21 protein-coding genes are annotated in these 24,880 nt (G+C 46.7%); all 21 read right to left on the bottom strand.

The window, feature by feature from the left end:
• Positions 1 to 227 (bottom strand): hypothetical protein (locus DWZ56_RS22985; RefSeq protein WP_207666316.1); only part of this gene is annotated, 227 nt, incomplete at its 3' end.
• Positions 228 to 253: 26 nt separating this feature from the next.
• The gene (locus tag DWZ56_RS19155) at positions 254 to 802 is read right to left on the bottom strand and encodes a hypothetical protein (RefSeq protein WP_118558211.1); all 549 of its coding nucleotides are present in this window, start codon (positions 800 to 802) and stop codon (positions 254 to 256) included.
• Positions 803 to 818: 16 nt separating this feature from the next.
• Positions 819 to 1,154 carry a hypothetical protein gene (locus tag DWZ56_RS19160; protein WP_118558212.1) on the bottom strand — a complete coding sequence of 112 codons (336 nt, stop codon included), beginning with the start codon at positions 1,152 to 1,154 and terminating at the stop codon, positions 819 to 821.
• Positions 1,155 to 1,260: 106 nt separating this feature from the next.
• A complete protein-coding gene (locus tag DWZ56_RS19165; RefSeq protein WP_118558213.1) occupies positions 1,261 to 2,853 on the bottom strand; it encodes a DUF5048 domain-containing protein in 1,593 nt (530 codons plus the stop codon).
• A 31-nt stretch (positions 2,854 to 2,884) separates the two neighbouring features.
• Positions 2,885 to 3,787, bottom strand: a complete 903-nt coding sequence (locus DWZ56_RS19170) for a hypothetical protein (protein WP_118558214.1) — start codon at positions 3,785 to 3,787, stop codon at positions 2,885 to 2,887.
• A 1-nt stretch (position 3,788) separates the two neighbouring features.
• Positions 3,789 to 4,916: a hypothetical protein gene (locus tag DWZ56_RS19175; RefSeq protein ID WP_118558215.1), complete on the bottom strand. Its 1,128-nt coding sequence runs from the start codon at positions 4,914 to 4,916 to the stop codon at positions 3,789 to 3,791.
• A gap of 16 nt (positions 4,917 to 4,932) precedes the next feature.
• Positions 4,933 to 8,208: a hypothetical protein gene (locus tag DWZ56_RS19180; protein WP_118558216.1), complete on the bottom strand. Its 3,276-nt coding sequence runs from the start codon at positions 8,206 to 8,208 to the stop codon at positions 4,933 to 4,935.
• A gap of 68 nt (positions 8,209 to 8,276) precedes the next feature.
• On the bottom strand, positions 8,277 to 8,534 hold the full coding sequence (locus DWZ56_RS19185; protein WP_118558217.1) for a hypothetical protein: 258 nt from the start codon (positions 8,532 to 8,534) through the stop codon (positions 8,277 to 8,279).
• A gap of 2 nt (positions 8,535 to 8,536) precedes the next feature.
• On the bottom strand, positions 8,537 to 12,055 hold the full coding sequence (locus DWZ56_RS19190) for a hypothetical protein (RefSeq protein WP_147369455.1): 3,519 nt from the start codon (positions 12,053 to 12,055) through the stop codon (positions 8,537 to 8,539).
• A 926-nt stretch (positions 12,056 to 12,981) separates the two neighbouring features.
• Positions 12,982 to 13,563: a hypothetical protein gene (locus DWZ56_RS19195; protein WP_118558219.1), complete on the bottom strand. Its 582-nt coding sequence runs from the start codon at positions 13,561 to 13,563 to the stop codon at positions 12,982 to 12,984.
• A 121-nt stretch (positions 13,564 to 13,684) separates the two neighbouring features.
• Positions 13,685 to 14,371, bottom strand: coding sequence for a hypothetical protein (locus DWZ56_RS19200; protein ID WP_118558220.1), 687 nt, complete (start codon positions 14,369 to 14,371; stop codon positions 13,685 to 13,687).
• 49 nt (positions 14,372 to 14,420) lie between these two features.
• Positions 14,421 to 14,789, bottom strand: a complete 369-nt coding sequence (locus DWZ56_RS19205; protein ID WP_118558221.1) for a hypothetical protein — start codon at positions 14,787 to 14,789, stop codon at positions 14,421 to 14,423.
• Between the two features lie 12 nt (positions 14,790 to 14,801).
• On the bottom strand, positions 14,802 to 15,569 hold the full coding sequence (locus DWZ56_RS19210) for an N-acetylmuramoyl-L-alanine amidase (protein WP_118558222.1): 768 nt from the start codon (positions 15,567 to 15,569) through the stop codon (positions 14,802 to 14,804).
• Between the two features lie 18 nt (positions 15,570 to 15,587).
• Complete coding sequence (locus DWZ56_RS19215) at positions 15,588 to 15,971, bottom strand: hypothetical protein (RefSeq protein WP_118558223.1); 384 nt, start codon at positions 15,969 to 15,971, stop codon at positions 15,588 to 15,590.
• 15 nt (positions 15,972 to 15,986) lie between these two features.
• The gene (locus DWZ56_RS19220; RefSeq protein WP_118558224.1) at positions 15,987 to 16,229 is read right to left on the bottom strand and encodes a hypothetical protein; all 243 of its coding nucleotides are present in this window, start codon (positions 16,227 to 16,229) and stop codon (positions 15,987 to 15,989) included.
• A gap of 268 nt (positions 16,230 to 16,497) precedes the next feature.
• Positions 16,498 to 17,235: a hypothetical protein gene (locus DWZ56_RS19225; protein ID WP_118558225.1), complete on the bottom strand. Its 738-nt coding sequence runs from the start codon at positions 17,233 to 17,235 to the stop codon at positions 16,498 to 16,500.
• A 222-nt stretch (positions 17,236 to 17,457) separates the two neighbouring features.
• Positions 17,458 to 18,477, bottom strand: coding sequence for a leucine-rich repeat domain-containing protein (locus tag DWZ56_RS19230; RefSeq protein WP_118558226.1), 1,020 nt, complete (start codon positions 18,475 to 18,477; stop codon positions 17,458 to 17,460).
• A 130-nt stretch (positions 18,478 to 18,607) separates the two neighbouring features.
• Positions 18,608 to 19,627 carry a leucine-rich repeat domain-containing protein gene (locus DWZ56_RS19235; RefSeq protein WP_118558227.1) on the bottom strand — a complete coding sequence of 340 codons (1,020 nt, stop codon included), beginning with the start codon at positions 19,625 to 19,627 and terminating at the stop codon, positions 18,608 to 18,610.
• A 236-nt stretch (positions 19,628 to 19,863) separates the two neighbouring features.
• A complete protein-coding gene (locus DWZ56_RS19240; RefSeq protein WP_158584664.1) occupies positions 19,864 to 22,290 on the bottom strand; it encodes a M14 family zinc carboxypeptidase in 2,427 nt (808 codons plus the stop codon).
• Between the two features lie 95 nt (positions 22,291 to 22,385).
• A complete protein-coding gene (locus DWZ56_RS19245; protein ID WP_118558229.1) occupies positions 22,386 to 23,123 on the bottom strand; it encodes a hypothetical protein in 738 nt (245 codons plus the stop codon).
• 231 nt (positions 23,124 to 23,354) lie between these two features.
• A complete protein-coding gene (locus DWZ56_RS19250) occupies positions 23,355 to 24,533 on the bottom strand; it encodes a glycoside hydrolase family 25 protein (protein ID WP_118558230.1) in 1,179 nt (392 codons plus the stop codon).
• Between the last annotated feature and the right edge of the window lie 347 nt (positions 24,534 to 24,880).

A 24,880-nucleotide genomic window follows, 5' to 3' on the forward strand; every position in this document is an offset into this window, starting at 1 on the left:
ATATCCGTATTTAGTTGACTAACCACCGTCATATCCGCCGCATAACCGGCTTCCGTCGTCTCCAAATCAGTGGATATACCTTTCAATCCCCCAATTTTATCCTCGACAGTAGTTCCATCAGCGCATTCTACAGTCTGTGCGCTGGTCCAGAGTGACTGGAGACTGTATGTTCCGTCCCCATTCTTAATATGATTCTTGAATTTTTTAAATCCTGAAGTAATAGACATAATTAAAATCCTCCTTAAATTTTGATTTATACATATTCCTGCATCCAGTATACGTTCCCTTCCATAGCGGCCTCACTGGGCTCGGTGGGGGAAGTATAATAATAACTGGGTGCGTGTTTACTTGTGAGATATTCCTGTGTTTCTTTGATTGTTTCTTCCATTGCCCGGAAGGTTTTGGCCCGGAAGCCGTCGATCTGCGGATTCTGATTCAGCAGAGCAACAGCGCTGTTGTACTGCTCTTTTTCAATCCGTGCATCATGTTCTTTTATAACGGGCAGCTGCTCCATATCAAGATCGTTTAAAATGGCGATACGGCGGATATCCGCGGTTGTATCTTCAAACGGGATGTAGACGGTGAAGTAGATATGTTCCGCGAAGTCGTAATCACCGGCGCCTTTTAGCAGCAGGACTCCGATGCCGGGCTGGATATTGTTATAATAGTGTTCGGTGTAATCAGTATCCCTGACCAGCGGAGTGTCCTTATAGGTGACCTGTAGGTCGGGAAAGGTAACCGGGAGCCCGGTGTATTCCCGGACCCGGCTGCCAATGCCTGTGATGGTTATATTTTGATTCATAAACTGCCTCCTGTGATCAGTATTCCTGTTGCCAGAAGCTGCCCTCGGGGACATCCACTGCCGGCTCTGCATCGGAAATGAATATCTGCTGTGAACTTCCTAAGGCATAGAGCTGTGTGTTATAAATTTCCTCGATGATCCTGTTCAGAGCGGACATGTCGACCGAATAGGGCTTAAGCAGTTCCCTGTTTTCCTCGATCAGGTCATTGGCTCCTGTATAATCTCCGTTGCTCTGAAGCTGATAGATACGGCTGATAATCGGGGCCACCGTACTGTCTATATCCATATAATTTGTCAATTCTATGGTGGCAGACGGAAAGTTACTGTATTCGTGAGAGTAATTCTGTGCCAAATCTGCGTCCTCCTTTCTGAGGTTGAACTATTTATTTTATATACTGCACTGCATACCGCAGGCAGATTTTGGTGCCGGTATTCCCGCAGTCTGAACCGTTACAATTTCAGTCATACAAAGGATAAAACCGGTGCAGCGTGATGCTTGATGTGCCGCTGTCATAGTCATTGGTGATGGCCTTTACCACATATATCTGCGCCTGCTTTTCATTGCTTTTGCGGTATTCCACCTTTTGCTGAACGTCCAGAAACGGAATGCATTTGGTGGTGATCGTGACCGTATCGGTCATGATGGCGGATTTTGCGTTATAGTATTTTGCATTCTCCAATGCTACGGAATCGGATTTGATGTTGTCAAAATTGTCCCCGGTCTTAACCTCCAGAATGGGGCCGAGCCGCTGCACGGTGAACGGACTTTCGGGAATTTCGCGCAGATGAATATTTTCACAGTTATATCTGCTGCGGAAATAATCCTGCGTATATACCGGGTCCTCTGCATTTCCCGTGAGCGCGCAGACGGCATGAGGCTGGGTCTGGCCGAGAAAATAGAAGCACTGATTGTCCCCATCACGCTTTTTATACTGGAGGACATAGACTTTACCGGCGATCATTGTATCCGCGGGTATGAAGGTGTCGGTTACCTCATCATAGATGGGCAGGGCCTCCAGATCGTTGATCCGGGCATACATGCTGTCCGTATTATCGGAATCCGGTTTAAAGGCGATATAGTCGCTGTTTATGTACTTCTCATAGTCCGGCAGGTTCATGCGGTAGGTATTATCCGCTGTCTGGCAGATGTCAGCCATACGGTCGATATCATAAGTCTGACCGAAGACTTCGGTTACATTTTTAATTGAGGAAATGTCGTAGCTGACATTTTCTGTCCCTTCAGATACCAGGATCTGACGGAGATAGCGGTCGGAGAGCAGTATGGGATCCTGCTTCGAAGAAGGGATCATGTCGCAGCAAAAATTGCGGTATACATCGATATAGGTCTGATAGTTGGGGTATAAATCCCGGATTTTATTGATCATTTCCAGCACGGTTGCACCTACGTTAAATGTAAGGTCATAAGGCAGTACGTTCCAGTCCGGGTGTTCGCTGCGGTAGTTTTCATAATTGCTGTTGTATTCCGGCAGGCCTCTGTAGGCGCCGATATCTCCGATGATGTGATCGGGAATGCCTCCCTGCTGTGTGACGATGCCGGTGAGCACATCCCGGATGATATTTTTAGTGCCGTCTTCATTTTCTACCGGGATCAGGATGGTGGGGGCTCCGCCGATCTGCCCGTTGCGGGCGCCGTTTAATTCCGCCATCAGATCGCTTAGGTTCAGCGTGAGTGTGTTGGTTACGGCATCATAAACGGTGCTGGATTCCGTGATTGTGAAGTAGCCGCAGGGATAATAGAGATATTCCTGTGTGCGCAGGCTGTAAATGCCCACCTGCAGATTAAAATGATAACCGAGCCAGCCTGTGATGCGGTCTTCGATGCCGTCCGTAAGTCCGTCCAGCTTAACCGTAACCGAAAATGTACGCCTGATATCGGAATCGGAGTCAATGGCGGAGCTGCCTCCGCCTATGACGCCGCTCACCTCATCCAGAATGTTTTTGTTCCTGTCTGTGATATAGAGCCGGATTTTAAAATTGAGTGAATTTTGCAGCAGGGTTTCTTTGTCGATTTCCTGAATATTATATTTCATGCGTTTCCTCCGTTTGCCTGGCCGTCTGCTGTTACCACCACTCGGAGGTGACGTCGGTCAGGCCGTTTTGATAGAGATCCTTTACCGAGTTTACATCGCCGATTTCTGCCCAGCTGAAGGTGATCTGCCGCAGATCCGGATGTCCGTTCTGGGTGTCGGAGGGAGTGTCGGTGATTCGCACCAGCCAGATCCTTCCGTCAAATAATTTCAGCACCTTGGGTTTCTGATTGCAGAGGAAATCTATAAATTCTCTGCGCAGTCCGATGCCGCCCGCTTCGTCGGCCAGACCGCTGTCAGGATCCAGCTTCAGAAATGTTCCTGTCACCGAACCGCTGTCATAATTGGAAATGCCGTTGGAATAGACGGATGCATACCGGTTATTTAGCAGGTTTACGATGGAGGCAGTGGTATTTCTGGTTGTGTCGCAGCCGTCCAGGTCATAGACGGTTCCGAAGAGACCGTCATTGCCGATCAGGTACATGCCGTCAAACTCAGAGCGAACTTCACGCACCACATAGGAATTTTCTATGCCAGCGATGGTGGACAGGAGCATCAGCTCATAATCCGTATTATTTCTGGCAAAACGGTATATGCCGTAGAAGTTGAAATCCTCCACGTTTTTCACCCTTTTGGTCTCGATGGTTTTCCAATCCATGGTGCCCTTTTCGCGTATCTTAATTACCATGGTATCTGTATTTTTCAGGCTGAAGCCGGAATTGCCCGCTTCCAGATTGTCATTGAAATCGGCATTTAAGACAGTGTGTTCGTCCCATTCGTCGTGTATGTTGGCCGGTCCCTTTTCAGGATTCGCGCTGATAAAGAGATGGTCATAGGTTCCGTCGGTCATCTGTATCTGGCTGATGCCGTCAATATTGGCATTCAGCGGGGATAATGTATATTTTCCGCTGAAAAATGTAGTTCCTAAAAAAATCATGTTACGCCTCCTCTTCTTCAAATGACAGAGTCAGGCTGTACAGGCCGCCCTTTCTGCGCAGTGTAAAAGTAACCAGGTCCTCGGCATTGTAGGTCAGATTCACGATGGAGATCGGTATGCCGGATGCGGTCGTCAGCCTGTGCCCGCCGGCATCGGCCAGTTCGGCCTTGGGCAGTTCTCTGTAAAATACATAGTCTCCCAAACCGTAAGGAACGGTCAGGCGGCAGTAATACAGGCCGCCGATCTCAAGCATGCGCATGGAGATCTCATAGGGGCAGTCATCCGCTTTCATTCGGAAAAAGGTTTCCAGCGGAAGCTTGCGCGCTTTGAGCACGACGGTGAAATCACCGGTTATGCAAAACTGATCGTTATAGGTGAGCATGTTGTCCCAGAGAGTGACCTCGCCTCCCGCAAAAGAGTAATGATCGTTTTGCGTTTCATAACCGATGGATTTGATCCCGGTATAGTAGGAGAGATAGCCGCCTTCCCGGTGGTTCTGGGCACTGAAGAGAATGTTGGCGGGCTTAATCTGATACTGTACGATGATTTGCAGATAACCCGTATCCAGCTCCATGCCATGCACGGTTCTTCCAACCGCCCGGAGATAGTAAATGCTGTCATTGTGGAATCCGTATATGGTGTGGGTCAGGTTTGATCCGTCGTAGAAAACGTCGGAGCTGTAAAGCAAAGTCCGGTCCTGTCCGTACAGATAATACTGAAATTGCTGTAAAGGCTCGGATTCAGTCTGTGAGTAGGACAGCAGCACGGTGAAATTGGCGCTGGACAGCACCATCTTGTCCTCGGCATTGGAGAAATAAAACTCCGGCGAGGTAAAGCACTGGAAGACCACGGGAGCGGACAGTGCGCTGCTCGCTCCGGCGGCGTCGAAGACTTGTATCTGTATCACATAGGTTCTGCCGGACGCCAGTGTATTGGAGGGCAGAACATGGTCCAGCTTCAGCCCTTCCTGGATCCGGTCATATACGTTTTCATAGGTGTCATTGTCATAGATCACAGCCCTGTTTTTCACCGCCTGGTTTCCGGTATAGGAAAATGTAAAGGTATGGCTGAAAGCCGGATCAAAGGCAGGGCTCCAGTTGACAATGGGTGTATTGAGTTGATTTGCCATAGCGGTGCCTCCTGTATTAATATTCTTTGGACCAGATGTCGCTGGCAGCCTGACCGGTCGGTTCGGTGTCACTTACGACTGTATACTTTGGAACGGTAACAGTCTTGGTGTTGACCTTGGTCACATGTCCGAAAGTATCCTTAGTGACGCTGTCGATGGCCGAAAATGATACGGACGACGCGCTGGAAGTCGTGTTGGATGCCATGGTTACGGCCGGATGGGCGGTCAGAAAAGTGCTCCCTTTTGTTGCGGTGATCGTATTGCCGCTCTGAGAGACTGCGGTGACCGCGTTGCCGGAGCCGGTTACGGTAACTGCCGAAGCATAATTGGAGTGCGTATGGGAGGCTTGTGACTTGCCGTCCAGCGCGGCCTGAAGGCCGGTGACATTGGCGACGGTATGGCTGTGGCTGTTGTCCTTAACGCTCACATTGCCTGCGGTATCCACTGCGATATCCGTGCCGGATTTAATCAGCCCGGGCGTGGATTCTGTAGCGATTCCATATTCTCCGCCGTGCCCCGGGACATATCCCAGCGCATCTGTGACATCCTGCGAGGTCAGAGCGCTCCATGCGGAGGCGGTGCCGTTGGATTTGAGCACTTTTCCGCTGCTTGCGGTATCAATGGCCGGGACATGGTTGCCGTGGGAAGCGGCCGCTTTTCCGTTTAACTGCGTCTGGATGGCGGAGGTCACTCCCTTCACATAGTTCAGCTCGGCTGTGCTGGCCGTGATTCCGTCCAGTTTATTCAGTTCAGCTGCTGTGGCTGTGAGACCGAGATTGCTCAAGGCCGCCGCTGCAGTTGTTGCACCTGTGCCGCCCCGTGATACGGGAATAGTGGGATTTGTGCCCGCTGTGATATGCCCCTGTGAATCCACAGTGACGGAAGTATAGGTGCCAGCCGTGGCACCGCTTGCAGGATGTGCATAGACTTTGGTATCCGTGCCGTTGATTTTGATGCTGCCATTGGTGGTAGAAGCTTCGGTTTTTGTCGCATCGGTTCTGGCATGTGCGGAGTCTGCGTGTGTCTTGGCCAGGTTCCAGTTGGTTCTCTCTGCAGCGGTTATGTGAACGGTTGTATTGCCGGTATGGCCGGTTAAAGAGGTGGAAGCTGCTTTTCCATCCATCTGGGACTGAAGGTCTTGCGCAGCGGTTTTCAAATTGTCCAGTTCTTCCGCAGTGTCCTTCAGGCTGTTGAGTTCTTCCGCTGTGGCGGTAGTGCCGCTTAAAATGTTAATCTCAGCGGACGTCGCAGTGATTCCAAGGTTTTTAATAGCCGCTGCGGCCGTAGCGGCGCCTGTGCCGCCCCGTGATACGGGAACCGTGGGATTTGTGCCTGCCGTGATATGTCCCTGTGAATCCACGGTGACGGAAGTATAGGTGCCTGCTGTAGCACCGCTTGCTGGATGAGCATAGACCTTGGTATCCGTGCCGTTGATTTTGATGCTGCCATTGGTGGCGGAAGCTTCGGTTTTTGTCGCGTCGGTTCTGGCATGTGCGGTGTCCGCGTGTGTCTTGGCCAGATTCCAGTTGGTTCTCTCTGCGGTTGATATATGTACAGCAGTATTTCCGGTATGGCTGTTTAAGGAAGCGGCGGAGGCTTTCTCATCCAGCTGTGACTGGATGCCGTCCGTGGCATCTTTCAGGCTGTTGAGCTCCTCCGCGGTGACTGTGGCGCCGCTTAGGATGTTGAGCTCCTCTGCGGATGCAGTGATGCCCAGATTTTTCAGGGCGGCTGCGGCTGTGGCAGCGCCGGTGCCGCCTTTGGTTACAGGGACTGTGGGATTTGTGCCTGCTGTGATATGCCCCTGTGAATCTACGGTGACGGAAGTATAAGTGCCTGCTGTGGCGCCGCTTGCAGGATGTGCATAAACCTTGGTATCCGTGCCGTTGATCTTAATGTTTCCGTTGGTGGCGGAAGCTTCGGTTTTTGTCGCATCGGATCTGGCATGGGTGGAATCCGCATGTGCTTTGGCCAGATTCCAGCCGGTTCTTTCTGCAGCGGTTATATGAACGGCTGCGTTGCCGGTATGGCCGGTTAAAGACTCGGCGGATGCTTTTCCATCCAGTTGTGTCTGTACGTTTTCAGTAGTATCCTTCAGATGATTCAGCTCTTTGGCAGTGACCGCCGCACCGCTTAAAATATTGAGCTCTGCAGCGGAGGCGCTGATGCCCAGATTCTTAAGAGCAGCCGCGGCCGTAGTGGCGCCGGTGCCGCCCTGTGTAACGGGAACTGTGGGATTTGTGCCCGCGGTGATGTGCCCCTGTACATTAACAGTGACGGAGGTATAAGTGCCTGCCGCGGCACCGCTGGCAGGATGCGTATACACACCGGTATCCGTGCCGTTGATTTTGATATTTCCATTGGTGGCAGAAGCTTCGGTCTTAGTCGCGTCAGCTCTGGCATGCGTGGAATCCGCATGTGTTTTGGCTAGATTCCATGCGGTTCTTTCTGAATCCTTTATATGAATTGCAGTGCTATTGGCGTGGCTGCTTAAGGACGCGGTGGAAGCCTTATCATCCAGCTGCTGCTGTACATTATCTGAAATGTTTTCAAGACTGTTCAGCTCATCTGTGGTGATTGCTGCACCGCTTAAAAGGTTTACTTCTGCGGCGGAGGCGCTGACGCCCAGATTCTTAAGAGCGGCCGCGGCTGTAGTGGCGCCGGTACCGCCTTGTGTTACGGGAACCGTGGGATTGCTGCCCGCTGTTATATGTCCCCTTGTATCTACGGTGACGGAAGTATATGTGCCTGCCGCCGCACCGCTGTCGGGATGTGTGTAGACTTTGGTATCCGCGCCGTTGATTTTAATGCTGCCGTTGGCAGCAGAGGACTCAGTTTTAGTTGCGTCGGTTCTGGCATGCAGAGAGTCCGCATGTGCTTTTGCGGCATTCCATGCAGCTTTTTCTTCTGCGGAAATATGAATACCGGTATTCTGTGTATGGGCGTTTAATACAGAGGCATCTGCCTTTGTATCTAAACTTTCAGCAGCCGAAGCGACAGCATCTTCCAGTTTTTCCCCTTCAGAGCCTTCATAGACTGTGCCTGCAGCCTTGCCGAAATTGAGATAATCGGAAGAGAGCTTGCCGGTCCCATCCAAGGGCGCGGCTTCTCCGGCAGCACCTAAGCTGTCCCTGGTTAAAAAACGGTTGTTGATATCAGGGTGATTTCCGACATAATGGATGAGAGTCTGTCCCGCGGCTTTGCGGGTCGTATCGGCATCTTCTAAAATGACCAGGTCGGAGTCGGAGATTTGATTCGCCTCCGGGAGGTCTTTGATTTTAATGGTTGCCATGAAAATGTACCACCTTTCTTTGATGAGTGAGTTACTGAATAAATAAACCTGGTTTAACTGCGGACAGTTTATCGGATTCCGCAGATATGCATGAACTCCAGCTTATTCATAGGCAGCTTCACCCAGACATGCTGTCCGGGTGAGAGCGCGGTGCCCAGGGCATTTTTGACTTTGTAGTCCTGGCCGTCTTTTTTGATTGTGTAGGTTCCGTCGCAATGCGCTTCATATACGACGGACGGAAACGTCATATCTGCTTTGAGTCCTACGGCGGCTTTATTGATGCCGCAGGAAATCGCTTTTAATATTTCTGTATCGAGATGAAGCATGGTTACCTCCTGTTAAAGTACTGATTGGCTTTCAGAGAAAGATTGCTAAGCTGGTTGATGATCTGGTTTGCATCTGTCCCTGTCTTCACATTGGGCAGTTCAATGCGGATGTTCTGGGTGAAATCCATATTGCGGTTTGCGTTATTAGTGAGATAGGAGGGAAGGGAGGGCACAGAGTCGGCTGAAAAGCTGGAGAGAACGAGACTGCGGGACATCTCTGTGAAACGGTCATAATTCCAGAGCGATGCCGCGGTGCGCTGCTGCTGATCCTTTGTCAGGACAACTTCACCCACCTTGAGCTTGGCTAAGAGCTCATCGGAGTGAATGGGGTCGCCTGTGGCGTGGGTATAGAGCGTGTTCAGGGTTTCCTGATCGCTTAACAGACGTTCGCCTACCCGGCCTTTTTTGATGCCGGAATGGTACAGGGCGGCGCCGGGGGGGATCTTTGCACCTTTGATATTGAAGGTGATGCCAGCCTGCGCAGCAAGCCTGTTATATGCTGCGGTCAGTCTGTCTGCTGCCGTTTCCGCAGTGGAGGCTGCGTTGTCCATAGCAGTTTCTATTTTAGCCGATATCTCGTCTATTTCGATCTGAACGCCCAGGTAGCTTTCCGCAAATGCATCCCATGCCATGGTCCTGCCGTCCAGGAGGAGCTTCTCATAATCTGTTCCGAAGGTTTCCATCAGCAGCTGGATATTCTGCTGTGCCTGGTACTGGCCTGTCAGTTCTTCCCACTGAGATTTAAGGGACTCATAATAGGCGATTTTCTCATTATAGGAATCAATCAGCCCCTGGTTGTCGTTGATCTGTGTCTGGATGGAGATGTAGTTATCCTTAAATGCCTCTACGTCGGCTGTCCGATTCTGCAGCACCATGTTCTGATATTCATTTCCAAGCACCATTTTAGCCAGCAGATCATTCTGCGAAATCTCATAGGTACTGCTTAGGTCTCCCCACATGGATTTGTATTTCTCCAGCTGATCAATGGAGGACTGCAGGGATTCCTTCTCCTTTTCCAGCTCGGATGTTTTGATCTCCAGCCGGGCGTCATCAAATGAATCTCGGGCGCTTGTGATGGCCTCCTTATCCGTCTCGTAGACAAATTCACGGCCGTTAAACAGATATTTAGACCGCTGCATCTGGGCCTGCTCCAGGGCATACTGTGCTTTCTCCAGAGCGGTCTGGCGTTCCTGCTCATCGTTGGCGTCCCGCAGTGCGTCGATCTTATCCTGAATGGCGTCCTGCTGTGCCTGCAGAGATTCGATTTCTTTATCGTAGACTGCTTCAACCGCTTTTAGTACGGAATCATATACGCTCTGCTGTTTTTCCAGCTGTTCGTTCTGCTTTTCAAGACTGTCAATGGAATTCTGTTCCGCCTGAATCTTCTGATCGTAAAACCAGCTGACGGCAGAACTGACCTGTTCGTAGCGGGATTTGACTTGCTCCAGGGCAGATTTCTGGTTTTCCAGGCTATCGGTGAGGGAATCCACATGATCGGTCAGGTTACTGACGCTTTGAGAAGCCTTCGATGCACCGGTATCCAGCTTTTTAAAGCTGGCATCGATATTGCTATATGTTATATCTTCCAGCTCCTGCATCGCTTTCTTATGAATGTCTGCCTGTTCTTTGATCGCTTTTGCTTTATCATACTCTTTCTGAGTCAGCTGATAAATTTTGGTATGGGACAGGCCTTGGGCTCCCATTTCTTCCAGCTTGTCTTTCAGACGGGTATATTCATCCGTCATAGTTCCTGACTCTGCATTATAGTATTTGGACCACATGCTGGAGACAGAGCCCAATGTCTGAGCTTCGATCTGAAGCTTCGCCATGTTATAGGAGCGGCAGTTAGAGAGGTCTATACCATAATTTTCATTCATGGAATCAATGAAGGAGGAATTGTTTTCCATCAGTGTATTCCAGAACGGCTCATCGGCGCCGTATTTTTCAAGAAGATAGAGGCGGTAGTTCTCCAGATCCGTGTTATAGACTTCGTTTAAATGCTCCAGATAGTAGGAATCGGTAAAGCCACCTGCCATATACTGTATAGTCAGCTTTTCATATTCACCGCCGAGGGCGCTGATTGCTTTTAAGGAATCCTGCGTGATAAGGCCGGTTTCATCGTAAGCGGACGTAATGTCGGCTACACTCTGATATGCGGTTGACATGTGGTCAAGAGCATCGGACACGGAATTAAATGTATCTGATGTAATAGCAGCTTTTTCAGCCATGTCGTCAAATAATTCGAGGATATTTGGCGGGATGTTTTCACCAAGACGCGCATAGAGTTCCTGCAGTTCGTTCTGAATCAGATCCTGAATGGCTGCGGATAAGTCACCGGTCTCTTCTTGCAGCTCCGGAAACTGTTTCATTGCTTCCATCATGGAATCGGGATCATCAGTATTCTGCAATGCGGAGTGTAGAACGGAAAGGCGGTTTTGAAAATCATCAATAGCCTGAATGGAGTTTTCAGAGGAAATATCAAAAGGTGTATTGGCTATCTGCGTCATTCGGTCTAAATATAGCTTAGAGGCAGACTGTCCGTTTTCCAAAAGCAGATTACTTTCCTCTAATGCGGCATTCAGCTGCGTGTAATCCTGCAGATCCGATTCGGTAAAACTGCCTTCCTGGATTCGCGCAATTATTTCTGCATTGTCGGATTTGAAGTCGCCGGACCGTATCAGGTCATTTAACTGGAGATCATTCCAGATGTCACTTTCTCCAAGAGTTTGGAAGATGGAATGTATGTCACTTTCCAGTTGGGCAGATAGCTGCTGCTGCTCTTCAGTCAGGGGATGGGAAGCCTGTAAAGCGGTTATATTACTTTGATAATCCTGATAGGTTGAGAGATCTTCTACCAGCGCTTTTTTTGTGTCGGCTAATAAGTCCTCATAGTACTCTTTCGAATCCTGCAGTTCTGGATCGTTAAGATATTCATTGAGCTGGTATATGGCAGCTGACTTATCAAGGGCGTTTCCTTTTGCAAGTAAATCGATGCCGGGTCCCTGGTCAGCGCGTGCTTTGATATTCTCCGGGGTAAGCGGGCCTCCATTGGACTCAAGCTCATAAGCTTCTTTATTCGTTTTATAGAGATCTTCCGCCGCCGTTTGTTCTTCAAGTTGTTTTATAGCCAGCTGTCTTTCAAGCTCTTTGGTGGCATCCTGTAGATCATTCAGCTGATTTTCTTCAACGTAACTTAGTTTTCCTTTGGAATTCAGCTCATTTATCAGCAGATTGTTAGCTTCCAGCTGTTCGTTAAGATCCGCTATTTCCGAGGTGATGGTTTCGTATCCTTCTTTGCTTTCTGCGAGCTTTTGTTTCGCATAATCAAGTTTATGAATGTATTTGTCCCATGCGTCCAGAGCCTTTTGTATAACCGTGGAGATAAGATACATAAATAACATGTGGCTTGCTGTTATTAACAGATTTACACCAACACTGGCAGCACGGGCAGCGATCCCCTGCGCTTCGATGGCCTTGTTCTCCATTTCTATGGATTTACGGGCCTTTTCGTTGGCTTCCATATAGCTTTCCGCGGTTCGGACTTGGCCTTTGGTGCTTTCTAACCATTCTGCGGTATACTTCCGTTCCTTTTCATTTAAATCATTGATATTGAATTTTGAATCTTTTTTTTTACTGTTAATTTTATTAATTCGTGCTTGAGCTTCTTCTTTTGAAAGAACTGGAATTGTTGAATCAACATCTAAGATATCCTTTTTCTGTTTATCCGAAAAAAAGTAGTTTAAATCTCCTGGTATATTCGAAAGTTTCTTCGCTGTGATATCTTTTCGCAGTTGTTTCCAGTTGTTTCTAAGTGTGCTCAAAGACGTATTAAAAACTGTAAGTTCTTTGTTTTGATATGAAAATATCAGCAATGTTAAAACAGGATGGGACTGTTTTATATCAAAACATGTTAAAATCTAGACGGTAAGTACATACAATTCTTCCCAACTTACGGCTTGTATGAAGCCCATCTAAGACAGCAGCTATTTTTCATACCACTAGCTGCCGCGTGCAGATAGCACACTTTGCAATTATGCTCCTGGTTAGGGAGATGGATTGCTCCACGCCGGACTGTCTTTTACATGCCTGTAATATTTCAGACACGATATCGTTTACAGTCTCTGAACACTTCCTGTAACAGCCTGCGATATAAAGCATGGTTGTACAGGAGTCCGCTGCTGATTTACACGTCTTGCCGAGATGGCTGCCACTTAGCGTTTATCCGGCATTACAGCCGGATGACTGACATATGGCCAATTCTTTGTTTTTTTACGGTTTCGGTTCCCATATCCTTTCGGAGTGCATTCACGCCCGCCGTTTCCGGCCACGTTGTAGCCAAAGAATATTATGTATTCCAGCACTGGCCTATGGTAATAGCCAATTACGATATGTTTAACGAGCATCTCTATAGAACCGCTATAGAACATACCCGACCTTGAATCGCCTTTCAGGCGCACTTGGCCAGGCTGGGCATATTATTAGAGTGAGACCCGCCTTTGAGTCTACCGATGCTCTTTTTATTCAACAGATTATCCATGAGATCTTTCACTACGACGGAAGTCATTGTTTTAACATTCACTAGGTTTTTAACAAAATCCGCATAGGTCTCTTCCGTGGAAGTAATACCATCTGTCAGGCTGCCGAACTCATGGGAAAGCGAAGCAAGAGGCTTTGGAACATCAAAGGCTTTAAATTCCGATCGAAGTTCCTTTAGCTGCTGTGACAGGCTGATTGCTGATTTGTTGATGGATTCAATGGGCTTAGTCAGCGAATCCGGTATGACGGAAACTGTATTAAAATCCAGATTAAGTGTTATGTCTAAGGAAGTCTGTTGGGCCAGTGAATTTTGAACACGTTCCATTAAACGGGGAATATCCTTCTTTGCCTGTGAAAGAAATGTATTTGTGTCAATAGATAATTCCAGATTTATTGGTTGGCTGGCCATTTTTGTGCGAAACTCGTCAAATACTTTTTTCGCTTTTTGAGTATCTAACTGGACATTTAGTTTTGGTGTATTTAGATCAGCCATTTAGATAGACTCCTTTCTTTCACGAATGGAATAGTTCCATTCCGTGTATATATTTGTTAAGTATTAAAAGGGAAAGGAGCTGTGTCCCTGCCATGGCACAGCTCCTTAATATAAAGAGAAATCAGACATTACCACGGTTAGAAAGGCTGGTAAAAAATTCTTTATTGGCAGGTTCACTCACTATGCGGTTCAGATTTTCATCAAATCCCTCTTTTTTCATAATTTCCATAAACTCTGAAAGCAGCTGTACCTGCTGTTTCTGTTCTTCCGGCGTAAACGCCTCATTCATCGCCTTCTGCTGCTCTAAGAGCTCGATCTGCAGATCATTGCTGCCGATTTCTTTTTCAAGCAACTCCACCACTTTATCCCTCACAGAGTGGTCCCTTAGTATCAGGTCCTTGCGCATGGCGATCCTCTTGGCGGTCAGCACCTCCAGTTCATGCAAAAACGGGATGTTGAATTCTTCTGCGTCGATCAGCTGGCCGATGGGAGAGAGGAGGATGGCGTACATTTCCTCTTCATCAAATTCATCCAACCTGAATCCGCAGGATTCTTTGAGGATATGATAGAGCTTGATGAGCTTTTCATATTCCGGATTGTAGCTGCCGTCATCGGTCACTACGATTTCGGCGGTTTTGTTGGCGATGGCCGCGGTGGTCATCAGATCCAGAGGTTTGATGGTCAGTTTGGGCAGACCTTCTGTGTCGGCATAGGCCTGACGGGGCAGAAAGGCGTTTTCGTCCTCGTCGTAATAATAGTCATAGCTTTTGCTTTTATGTACGATTTTCTTTAAATCAGTTTTATTCATTGCATATCTCCTCCGCGTTTATTGAGTTGTTCAGTTGCTGCCGGACCGGTTACCAGCTGATGGCCGGTATGATCTGGGAGAGCAGCCAGGCGGCCGCGCCTCCGATCAAAAGCCACAAAAGCTTGTCCATCATGCCGTTTAAGCGTTCTCTGGTCTCCTGGGCCGGTTTGTTTTCCAGGATGGTAACTTTTTCAGTCAGTTCGGACTGACCCGCTTTGACATCTTTGATGTCTTCTTTTATGTTTACCATTTCGTTTGCAATTTTGTCCACTCCGTTGGCCAGTATGATGATCGCTTTCTGGTCCTCCCGGAGCTCTTTGATGGCAGCCTCGCAATGGTCCAGACGGTTCTGGTTGGACTTGCTGCGGCTGTCCACATTTTCCAGCTTTACAGCCAGATCAGTATATTTTTCATCCATTGGTTCCTCCGTTTAGTTGATAAATCCCACCTTATAATTGCGGTCCGCCGGATAGTACTGTGCGCCGGAGGTGACCTCATAGAGAACGATCATAGAATTGCCGCAGGTGCCCATGAGACGGCAGGTTTCATCAGGGTTCAGGGAGCCGATGGCGCTGGTGCGGTTGGCGTCAGCATATACCGGCTTGACCCCACTGCCGTTTTTGTAAAGGGCAAGGCGTTTCAGGGCAGCGTTTGCAATGCTGCGGGCACATTTTCTGGCGAAACCGTCGGTGAGTATAACCGGCGTATCCACGGTGCTGTCCATAAAGCCGCACTCACAGAGGAGGGCGGGCATGGACGCATGTTTTAATATGGTAAGGTTTGCATAGGACAGGGGGTGGCAGCGGTTGCCGCGAAGTCCCGTTTCAGCTACTGTCTGCCGCCAGGTATCCTCCTGCCATTCTTTGGTGGACTGGCTGGCATTGGGCAGCGCGTAAACCATAATACCTCCCCCGGACCCGCCGTTGATGCCTGCGTTTGCATGGATGGAGATCAGCAGATCTGCCCCGAATGCGTTGGCTTTCCGACAGCGGCCTGAGAGGGAGACATCGATTTCTCCCGTGATATCATCGGTTCGCAGCGTCTGCACTCCGGCAGCCTTCAGGTGCTCGGTTACATAGCCGGCGATGCGGCTGTTTAGCTGCCATTCCCCGGTTTCATTGGGATCGATGCTTTTTAAGCATCTTCTGCCGGCGGCAGACAGACCGTGGCCGGCATCCACCGCGATTTTATATGCCATAATTGTTCCTCCTCGTGTTTATTTATTTTTCAGATCGTACAGAGCTGTGCCTACCAGGGAATCCAGCCAGGCGGAAAAATCGTTGTTGGCGGCTTTCAGGATCTGATAAGCGCTGTTGGACAGAGCCTGAATGGCTTTTGTTTTGGCGAGCTCTTTGACTTCATTCTGCTTTTCGGGAGTCCAGTCTTCGGTTCCCTTGATGTCCTTAACTGTGGTTTCGTATACATCCTTCACAGCCGCGGTCACATTTTTGTAAAGGATATCGCTGTATTTGTCGATCTTTTTGGCCTTGGTCCATTCGTGTATCTGCTTACCGATATAGGTCAGCAGCGGCAGTATGACGATGGCCCACAGGGCGTTTATAAGTTCCATCCAATCGATGGACTGCATGATTTCCTGCATGGGATTACCTCTTTTCTATAGGGAAGTTTCGCCTGACTGCGGGCGGTTGTCCTTCCATTTCTTATAGGCCAGGCATGTTTCCTGTTTCAGATAGTAGCAGACGATGTGGCCTTTGTTTTCCGTGCTTTCATCGATCCATTTGGGCTGAAGGCCGAAACGGCGGACGTAAAACAGGATCTGCTGCAGATTGGTAACAGGTACCAGATTCTCCATGCCATAGCATTCTGCTACCTCTTTCAGGCTGGAAAATAATTTCATTCCGTTTCTATCCTCCTAGTGAACAAAAAAAAGGGGATAAGCACTCTGCTTTTTGCATTGCAGGCGTGCTTATCCCCGAAAGAAAAGAACGGACAGCATTGGTCCGTTCCGGTTCATTATTCCCCCGAGACAGCGAGCCAGGCAGATATGCCTGTATGGATCATTGGCTGCTGCCCCGAGGGTCAAATACCCCGCTGATTGCGGCAGGGTGTTTGATTTTACACAAACTACAATACAATTACGTTTAGATTCACTGTTACAATGGCGATTACTCTTCCAGCAGCACCAGATCCAGGATGTTGTCTTCATCGTCAGCCATCAGGTCGCAGACCAGAGAGATGCTTCCGGGATCTCCGTTGTTGGAGAAGCTTAAGGACATGTTGGACTGCGGCGCGGCCTTGTAAGCGATCAGGCGGTAAGGAAGCAGTTCGTCTTCCTCTGTCTTCATGACGGTGTCGCCGTATACAACAAAGTTTTTGGGAAAGCTGGTGGCTTTGATGGAGATGCGTTCCACTTTGTCCGTCACCTCTGCCATGTAATAAACAACGACTTTTGTTCCTTCGGCAACCGGCGCCGTAAGTGTGATTACCTTATCGGAAACAGTGCATGCCATCTCTTCTCCGCAGTCGTCAGCCGCCGCAAATACGTTGACAGATCCGGCAACCGGAGCTTCATCCAGAGTGATGGTGGAGCTGTCTGCACCTACGGTAACCGCTTCCACTCGCTTGACAAATTTAGCATTCTTGTTCAGCTCGCCGCCGGTGATCAGCTGCCACAGCTTTACGGACTGCATCTGTGTTTCGATGGTCAGTGTGCCGCCGCGTTCGCCGGAGAACTGTACTTTCTTGGGATGTCCCTTGCCGCCGTAGGCGAATAAGGATTCACCTGTCAGTTCCGTTGTGGTTACGTTCGCGTAATCCAGGTTTAAAAAAGGTTTCTTTGTGGCGTAGTCCACAAAGATCAGATCGCAGACTTCTCTGCTTGCCATGTTTGAGTTGATACCCATGTTTAAATTCCTCACTTTCTTTTTTGAAATTATATATATATAAAAAGATCCGGGAGGGGGGACGCTGTGGGAGCGCCGCGGTCCTTTCCGGATCTGATTATCGGGTTATGGATTTTTTCTTTTAGTTTCATAATAAGGTTAAAATAAAAAGTGCCGGAAACCCTTGTAAATCATGGGGTTGGGCACTTTTTCTAAAGCGTGACAATGGTTTGTACCATGCGGCTAATCCGCAAGAATTGCGCTGTATTTTAAAATATTGCCTGTAAGAGCATCCACCCATACATAAAATGCGCCGGTTGATCCTTCAAAGCCATAATCCAGCCGCCAGGTCATTTTTGGTTCCTGACATAATACGACCGTTAGGTTGTCCAGACCGTGATCATTATCATGCGGATAGCATAAAACTGCGTCCGTATAGATATAGGTTTCTTCGTCAAACTTAGGGAAATATAATTCGTTTCTTTCAGTTTCACCAAAATACGGAAGCGCAATAGAAGAGAAATAATCGGCAGCATACTTCCGCGCCTCGTCCTGGGTAACCATATCCGTACTAATGTTTACTCCGTATAGGGATATCCAGCATTCTTTTGTATAAGGAAACAATGGGGCGATATCCGTGATCGGATTATTGTTTAGGTATATGCTGCTTAGATTTTCCGGAAGTATGATGTCGGACAGGTTCGTTATCTGATTGTTATTTAAGCAAAGCTCAGTAAGCTTATTAAAACCGTTGTTAAGTCCGGCTATAGGAAATTCAGTAAGGCCGCAATTTGTACATTCGATAAGTTGAGTGGGGAGACTAGCTAATGATTCCCATCCTCTGATCGTCATATCTAAATCCGCAAGATCGGAGATATGTAGAAAATGCAGATTGGAACATTCGTTAAGCTGGCTTAAATCCAAAATCTTTTGCTCCCCCAGCTTGAATATAACATCATTAATCCGCAACTCATTCTCTGTTGCTTCAATGTGGAGAGAACTGATTTTTGAAGGATTCTTTGAAAAATTATGAAGCCAGTTATCATCAAGAGCATAGAAAAGCGGAGCGGGGGAGGTGGTTGTTTCAGATTCTATATATTGCGCAGTTGTACTCTCAGGAGAGTGGATTTCTGTCTCATTTATGATAGGGACTGTGTCAGATTCGGGCAATGTTTGAACAGAACCCTGTTTGCTGTCCAAAGGAGAGCAGGCTGATAATAATAGAACGAAAAGTAAGAATATATTTAGTATATGTTTTTCCATAAATCCTCTCCCTGACTCAAAATGAAAATGGCAGGTTTAATCGTAATTTGCTATAATATATTAGTAAATCACAGTTTTCTGCATCTATCCAAAATAAAATTTCAAAAACGCTACAATTTGCATCATGCAACTAATCCGCAAGAATAGCACTGTATTTTAAAACTTCACCTGTAAGAGCATCCACCCATACAAAGAATGCGCCTGTTGATCCTTCAAAGCGGTAATCCAGCATCCATGCCATCTTTGATTCTGAACATAGATCAACCGTCCTCTTGGGATTACCAGGAGCATAATCACGAGAATAGCACAGGACTGCATCCGTATAAATATAGATGTCTTCATCAAATTTTGGAAAATATAGTTCTGCGTCTTTATTTTCATCAAAATATGGAAGCATAACAGTGGAGAAATAATCAGCAGCTGAATTTCGTGCCTCATCTAAAGTAATCATACGCGTATTAAAGTCGACACCATATAGGGAGGTCCGACATTTTTTTGAATACGGAAACAAAGGAGCGATATCCGAGATAGGATTATTGTTTAAATATATTCTGTTTAGATTTTCCGGTAGTATAATGCCGGACAGGTCCGATATCTGATTGTTATTTAAATAAAGAGTAGTAAGCTTATTAAAACTGTTGTCAAGTCCGGATATAGGAAATTCGGTAAGGTTACAATTTGTACATTCAATAATTTGAGTGGGAAGGTTGGCCAATGCGTCCCATCCTGTAACCGCTATATCCAAATCCGCAAGATCGTTAATATGCAGAAACTGTAGATTGGAACATTCTCTCAGATGGGCTAAATCCAAAATCTTTAGCTCCCCCGGCTTGAATATAATATCATTAATCCACAGTTCATTCTCCCCTGCTTCGATGTAGAGAGAATTGATTTTTGACGGATTTGGGGAAAAATTATAAAGCCAGTTATCATCAAGAGTATAGAAAGGCGGAGCGGGAGTGGTGGTGGTTTCAGTTTCTGTAAATAGCGTAACAGTACTCTCGGAAGAGGGGATTTCTGTCTCGTTTGTGACAGGAACTGTGTCAGATTCAGGCAAAGTATGAACAGAACCCTGTATGCTGTCCGAAGGAGAGCAGGCTGATAAAATTAGAACGATAAATAAAAATATTTTAAATAACTGTTTTTTCATAATGCTCTCCTTCACAAATACAAACAGAATAATGTCAAAGTATATTGCTCTGCGTTTCTTTACTATGAAAGATTCCTACATTTAATGTGCATCACCATAGTGTACTCAATATATCATAGCAGTTTTACAAATGCAAGCTGTAGTATTATTTAAGAGTTAAACCGACAAAACTTAGGGCCCTGTTCAAGAATGAACTGTAATACTTTTTATTCTCGAACAGGGCATTAAGAAAATACTTAGCTGTTGTTAGATGCAGGTACAACAATATTATGTATGCTGGCAATAAATCTGGTGTCATATCCTTTATGCGAGACATCCCCCAGTGCTTTGACAGTTGCGGGAAATTCAAATAAACAACTATTAAAGCCGATACTTTCTGCATAGGTCCCTATATAACCTTTAGCAATTGTAAGTGTTCTGCTTTTATCATAAATTCCATAGTCACTGTCGTCGTCATAAAATTTAGATGAGAAACTATTCAGTAATTTTTCATTCGATGTTATAATTTGCTGTGTCCACCCATGTACATCAACAAAGTATTTATTCGCGTTGGGATTATTATCTCTAATATCATCCAGAAACTTTGCCAAATACAGGGCTTCTTTTGCCATCAGCGGTTTATTCCCTGTGCGATTGCGGCCGGATGCATTTGCCACAAAGTTTACAGGAAAGCAGCGGTTCATATCGATATGTCCATCAGGCACAAAAAAGCCCTGCGCCAGTTTGGCATCATAATTCCCGCTTCCATTTAGTTCATCAGGCCAATCCCATTGGGTTGTGGTATGACGCCCTTTTCCATCGCAATCTCCTGAAGGCGTTCCACCACGGTATAACAGCCCATCAGGATTCGCGCAGGGAATTATATATATAAGCCAATCATTAAATGGACTCGAAGTGGAAGCATATTCATCGGAGAGACGGCTCATTAATTTAACAGCAACATTAAACAATTCGATGCCGTCTTGAGCCCAGGCATCTTCATATCCATGTATCGCAAAGTTTAGCACCAGTATATTATTATAATCAGAATTTCCAAATCGATAACACCACAGCGGATTTCCTTCCCCGCTTGTTCCGATCATATAGTTTGTTGAGTTGGGGATTGTTGGATATGGAATCTCCTTTACAGATTCATAATGGCTTAAGGTCACAGTGGGCACATAACCGCGTTTATTTCCGTAACTAGTGAAATACTGTATATATGTATAGTCATTTTCAGTGCAGAGTTTCCAAACGATTTCTGTTAATCCAATGGAGCCAACTGATGCGTAAACAGAAGAAGGTCCGGCGTAAACATCCTGCTGCTGATTGGACTGGCATAAAGTTCTCAGCGGATATGCAGAGTCAATGATATCACCGCCAATCGCTGTACTGGCTGTTACAAAGTTGCGGAGAACATATCCGCGTTTTCTTCCTTTGGAAGAATTGTATTCAATATAATAATAGTCATAATCCAGGTCACCGCTTTTTTCTGTTTTGCACTTGTCTAATATAACGACATATTCGTTAGCATATACGCTGCCAATAGATAAAGCATTAGGAACGTAGTAGCAATCGCAATCAGAAGTAATCAAGGCAACAGTGCCTTTGCCGGAGTCCGCAAAATTGCTGTTTGCGATATAACCGCGTTTGGTCCCGGAAGATGTGCTGTATTCAACCCAGGTAAATCCGTTTTCCATCAGATCGAATGCAGTAACCGTTTCATTAGCGGATACAGACCCAACTGTTGCGGAAGATGTATCCGGTGCGGAGTATGCGGTACACTTGGCAGACACCGTCTTGAGAGAGCCGCCCAGAGTACCAAAAGCTTCCGGATTGCCGGAGAAAGCAGAAACAGAGGAAACAGACACATAACCGCGCTTATAAGTTTTGGAAGTGAGGTATTTAATGTAATAGAAAGCATCTTCTTTATGAAGAATAGAAATTACCTCTCCGGCACTAACGCTGCCGATGCTGGCATATATCTTACTGCTGGGGCCGCTGTAAACGGATGCAGCTTCGGCCATTGCAGCCTCGATTCCCTCTTCAGGAGTTATATCAATCGCACCATTTCCTATTTTGGTAATGTCGCTTATTTTTGCATAGGCTTTCTTTCGGCCGGAGGTTGTATTATATTCAATCTGATAATAATTGGACACCTTAGATAGAATGGTCATATACTCTTCTTCTTTTAAGGAACCGGATATGCCGCCTCCAGGTGCCTGATATGTGGTGATATCCGCATTGGCCTTTCCCAGTGCAGTATTTTGACTTAAATTCACGGATAATTTCAGAACATATCCGCGTTTAGTTCCAGTGGAGGTAAAGTATTCAACAAAATAGAAATTATCATCGGTTGTTGATAATACGGTGACCCATTCGACCTGGTCCAAAGAACCGGTTTTTGCGTAATTATCTATATTAGGCCCTCCATATACATTAGCTTTTACTTTTGTATAGCCGCCGCAACCGGTCGAAAAAGAGCTCGGAGCCTTGGAGGCTGCCGATCCGCCAGTGATATAACCCCGTTTTTTCTGTGATGTGCCTGTTACATTATACTCAATATACTTATATCCATATTCATTCCATAATGTGGAATAGGACTCAGCAATCGCAATAGACCCTGTCTGGGCATAAGCTGAATCCCCCGGGCCGCCATAAACTGGTATTGTTAATAATGACATAATTATTCTCCTTCTTTCTTTGAAGGTCATCTAAAGAATGACCTGTGTGCACTTCAGTACATGTTAGTTTTTAATGCATATAATAGTTTGGTCAGTTACTCCTCCAGCAGCACCAGATCCAGGATATGATCCTCGTCATCAGCCATCAGATCACAGACCAGGGAAATGCTGCCGGGATCACCGTTATTGGAGAAGCTTAAAGACATGCTGGACTGCGGTGCGGCCTTGTAAGCGATCAGGCGGTAAGGAAGCAGTTCATCCTCCTCTGTCTTCATGACTGTATCGCCGTATACGATGAAATTTTTCGGGAAGCTGGTGGATTTGATAGAGATTCTTTCCACCTTATCCGTCACCTCAGTCATATAGTAGATAACTACTTTTGTACCGGCAGCCACGGGTGTTGTAAGCGTAACTGTTTTTTCCGCAACAGTGCAAGCCAGCTCTTCACCGCAGTCATCAGCTGCCGCATATACATTGACAGTTCCGGTGATCGGTGTTTCATCCAGAGTGATAACGGAACTTTCCGTACCTGCGGTAATCTTTTCCGCTCTCTTAACAAATTTAGCATTTTTGTTCAGTTCACCGCCGGTGATCAGCTGCCACAGCTTTACGGACTGCATCTGCGTTTCGATGGTCAATGTGCCGCCGCGCTCGCCGGAGAACTGTACTTTCTTGGGATGTCCTTTGCCGCCGTAAGCGAATAAGGACTCACCTGTCAGTTCAGTTGTGGTTACGTTCGCGTAATCCAGGTTTAAAAAAGGTTTCTTTGTGGCGTAGTCCACAAAAATCAGGTCGCAGACTTCTCTGCTTGCCATGTTTGAGTTGATTCCCATGTTTAAATTCCTCTCTTTCTTTTTTTAAGTGTTTTGATATATAAAAAGATCCGGGAGAGGGGGGCTGTGAGAGAGCCGCGGTCCTTTCCGGATCTGATTATCAGGTTATGGATTTTTTCTTTTTGTTTCATAATAAGGATAAAATAAAAAGTGCCGAAACCCCTTGTAAAACCGTGGATTTAGCACTTTTTCTAAACCGTGACCTTAACTTGGTTCATGCGGTATGCAACGTTAACTGATGCCACCAAGCCATTTCACAAATCCGATTTTTTCTGTGTCCTCTTTACCGTTTATCTTATACCGTACAATGGCCATTTCGTCTACTATTCCCATACAGGAACACTTTTCGTGGGGATCGAGACTGCCGATTCTGGTTTGTCCGCTGTTGTCGGCATATACCGGTTCCCTGGAGGAACCGTTCTGGTAGATTTTGTCCTTATAGGAGTTTGTGGCCTGTTTGCAACCACCAAGCCATTTTACAAAGCCGACTTTTTCATACCCGGTACCGTTTACCGTATACAGCACGACCGCCCTGTTCTCAAATATACCCATGGTTTCACAGCGTTCATGTGGATCGAGACAGCCGATTTTTACAGTGCACGCAGAATCCTCATAAACTTTTTCCGGGGTGGAGCCATTCTGATATTCTGCAATTTCACAGAAGATTTCGCGTTCCTTGATGGAAGAGAGTATTTCGGAGAGAATTTCATTTTCCATGCTATCTTCGGCTTCTGAATCGGATGCTCCAATGTGATGCTCCAAATACATGTTATTCAGGTCAACGTTGCCTCTGATACCTGGTATTCTGCCGATACTGGTGTATTGCCACAGTGCGATGCTCGACGTATGTTCCCCGAGATCTGGAAAATATTTGCAGTCATCCGTTATGCCGGTATATCCGCCGGCATAACGGGCACACCAGATCGGAAAATCTTTTAACTGTGACAGATCGTATTTACTGCGGATAATGCCTTTAGAACCGTAAACGAGAGTGGTATATCCATAGTTAGTTATTGTTTCACAAAAGGCCCTGCACATGGCAGTGCGCAGGGCCTGTGTTGTCTTATTGTATGTACGGTATCTGCTGTCATTATACCCCTCATAATCAAATACGACAGGCAGGGTAACGTCATAATTCCTTATTAAGCGATTCGTAAATTCTGCTTCTTCCCTGGCTTCTGCTGTGGAAAGTGCTGTGGAGTAGAAATAGATACCTACAGGAATACCGTTGTTTAGGGCACCCGTTATGTTATTTTGAAACTGCGTATCTTTCATTAGAGTCCCCGTGGCATAGCCGCGGTATCCACAGCGGATGATGGCGGCATCTACAAGTCCGGATTCCTTCACTTTTTTCCAGTCGATAATTCCCTGATGATAAGATACATCAATTACTTTTTTTATTGTATTCATAGTTTGTCACGTATAATCCAATGATATTAGAAAGTGATTGGATTTTTCCTTTCTCCCAGGTTCTACTGGGTAATTCGCCTCATAATTATTGTCCCGCTCGCGGGATTTTTTGCTTGTTGAGAATTTTGGCAGCGTATGTATACAGTGCCAGTTAAGCTCGGTTTCCGTCTTTTTGTTTCATAATAAGGATAAAATAAAAAGTGCCGAAAAGCCTTTAAAATCAAGAGGCTCGGCACTTTTTCTAAAGCGTGACTCACAAAAAGATAAATATGAATGGTATCAAGGTGAGCTTTGTCCACATTTGGGCGCATCCTGCCGTAAAGCGCAGCGCAGGAGGGCCATTAGAA

This window comes from Lachnotalea sp. AF33-28, from assembly GCF_003477885.1.
In the GTDB taxonomy this organism is placed as follows: domain Bacteria; phylum Bacillota; class Clostridia; order Lachnospirales; family Lachnospiraceae; genus AF33-28.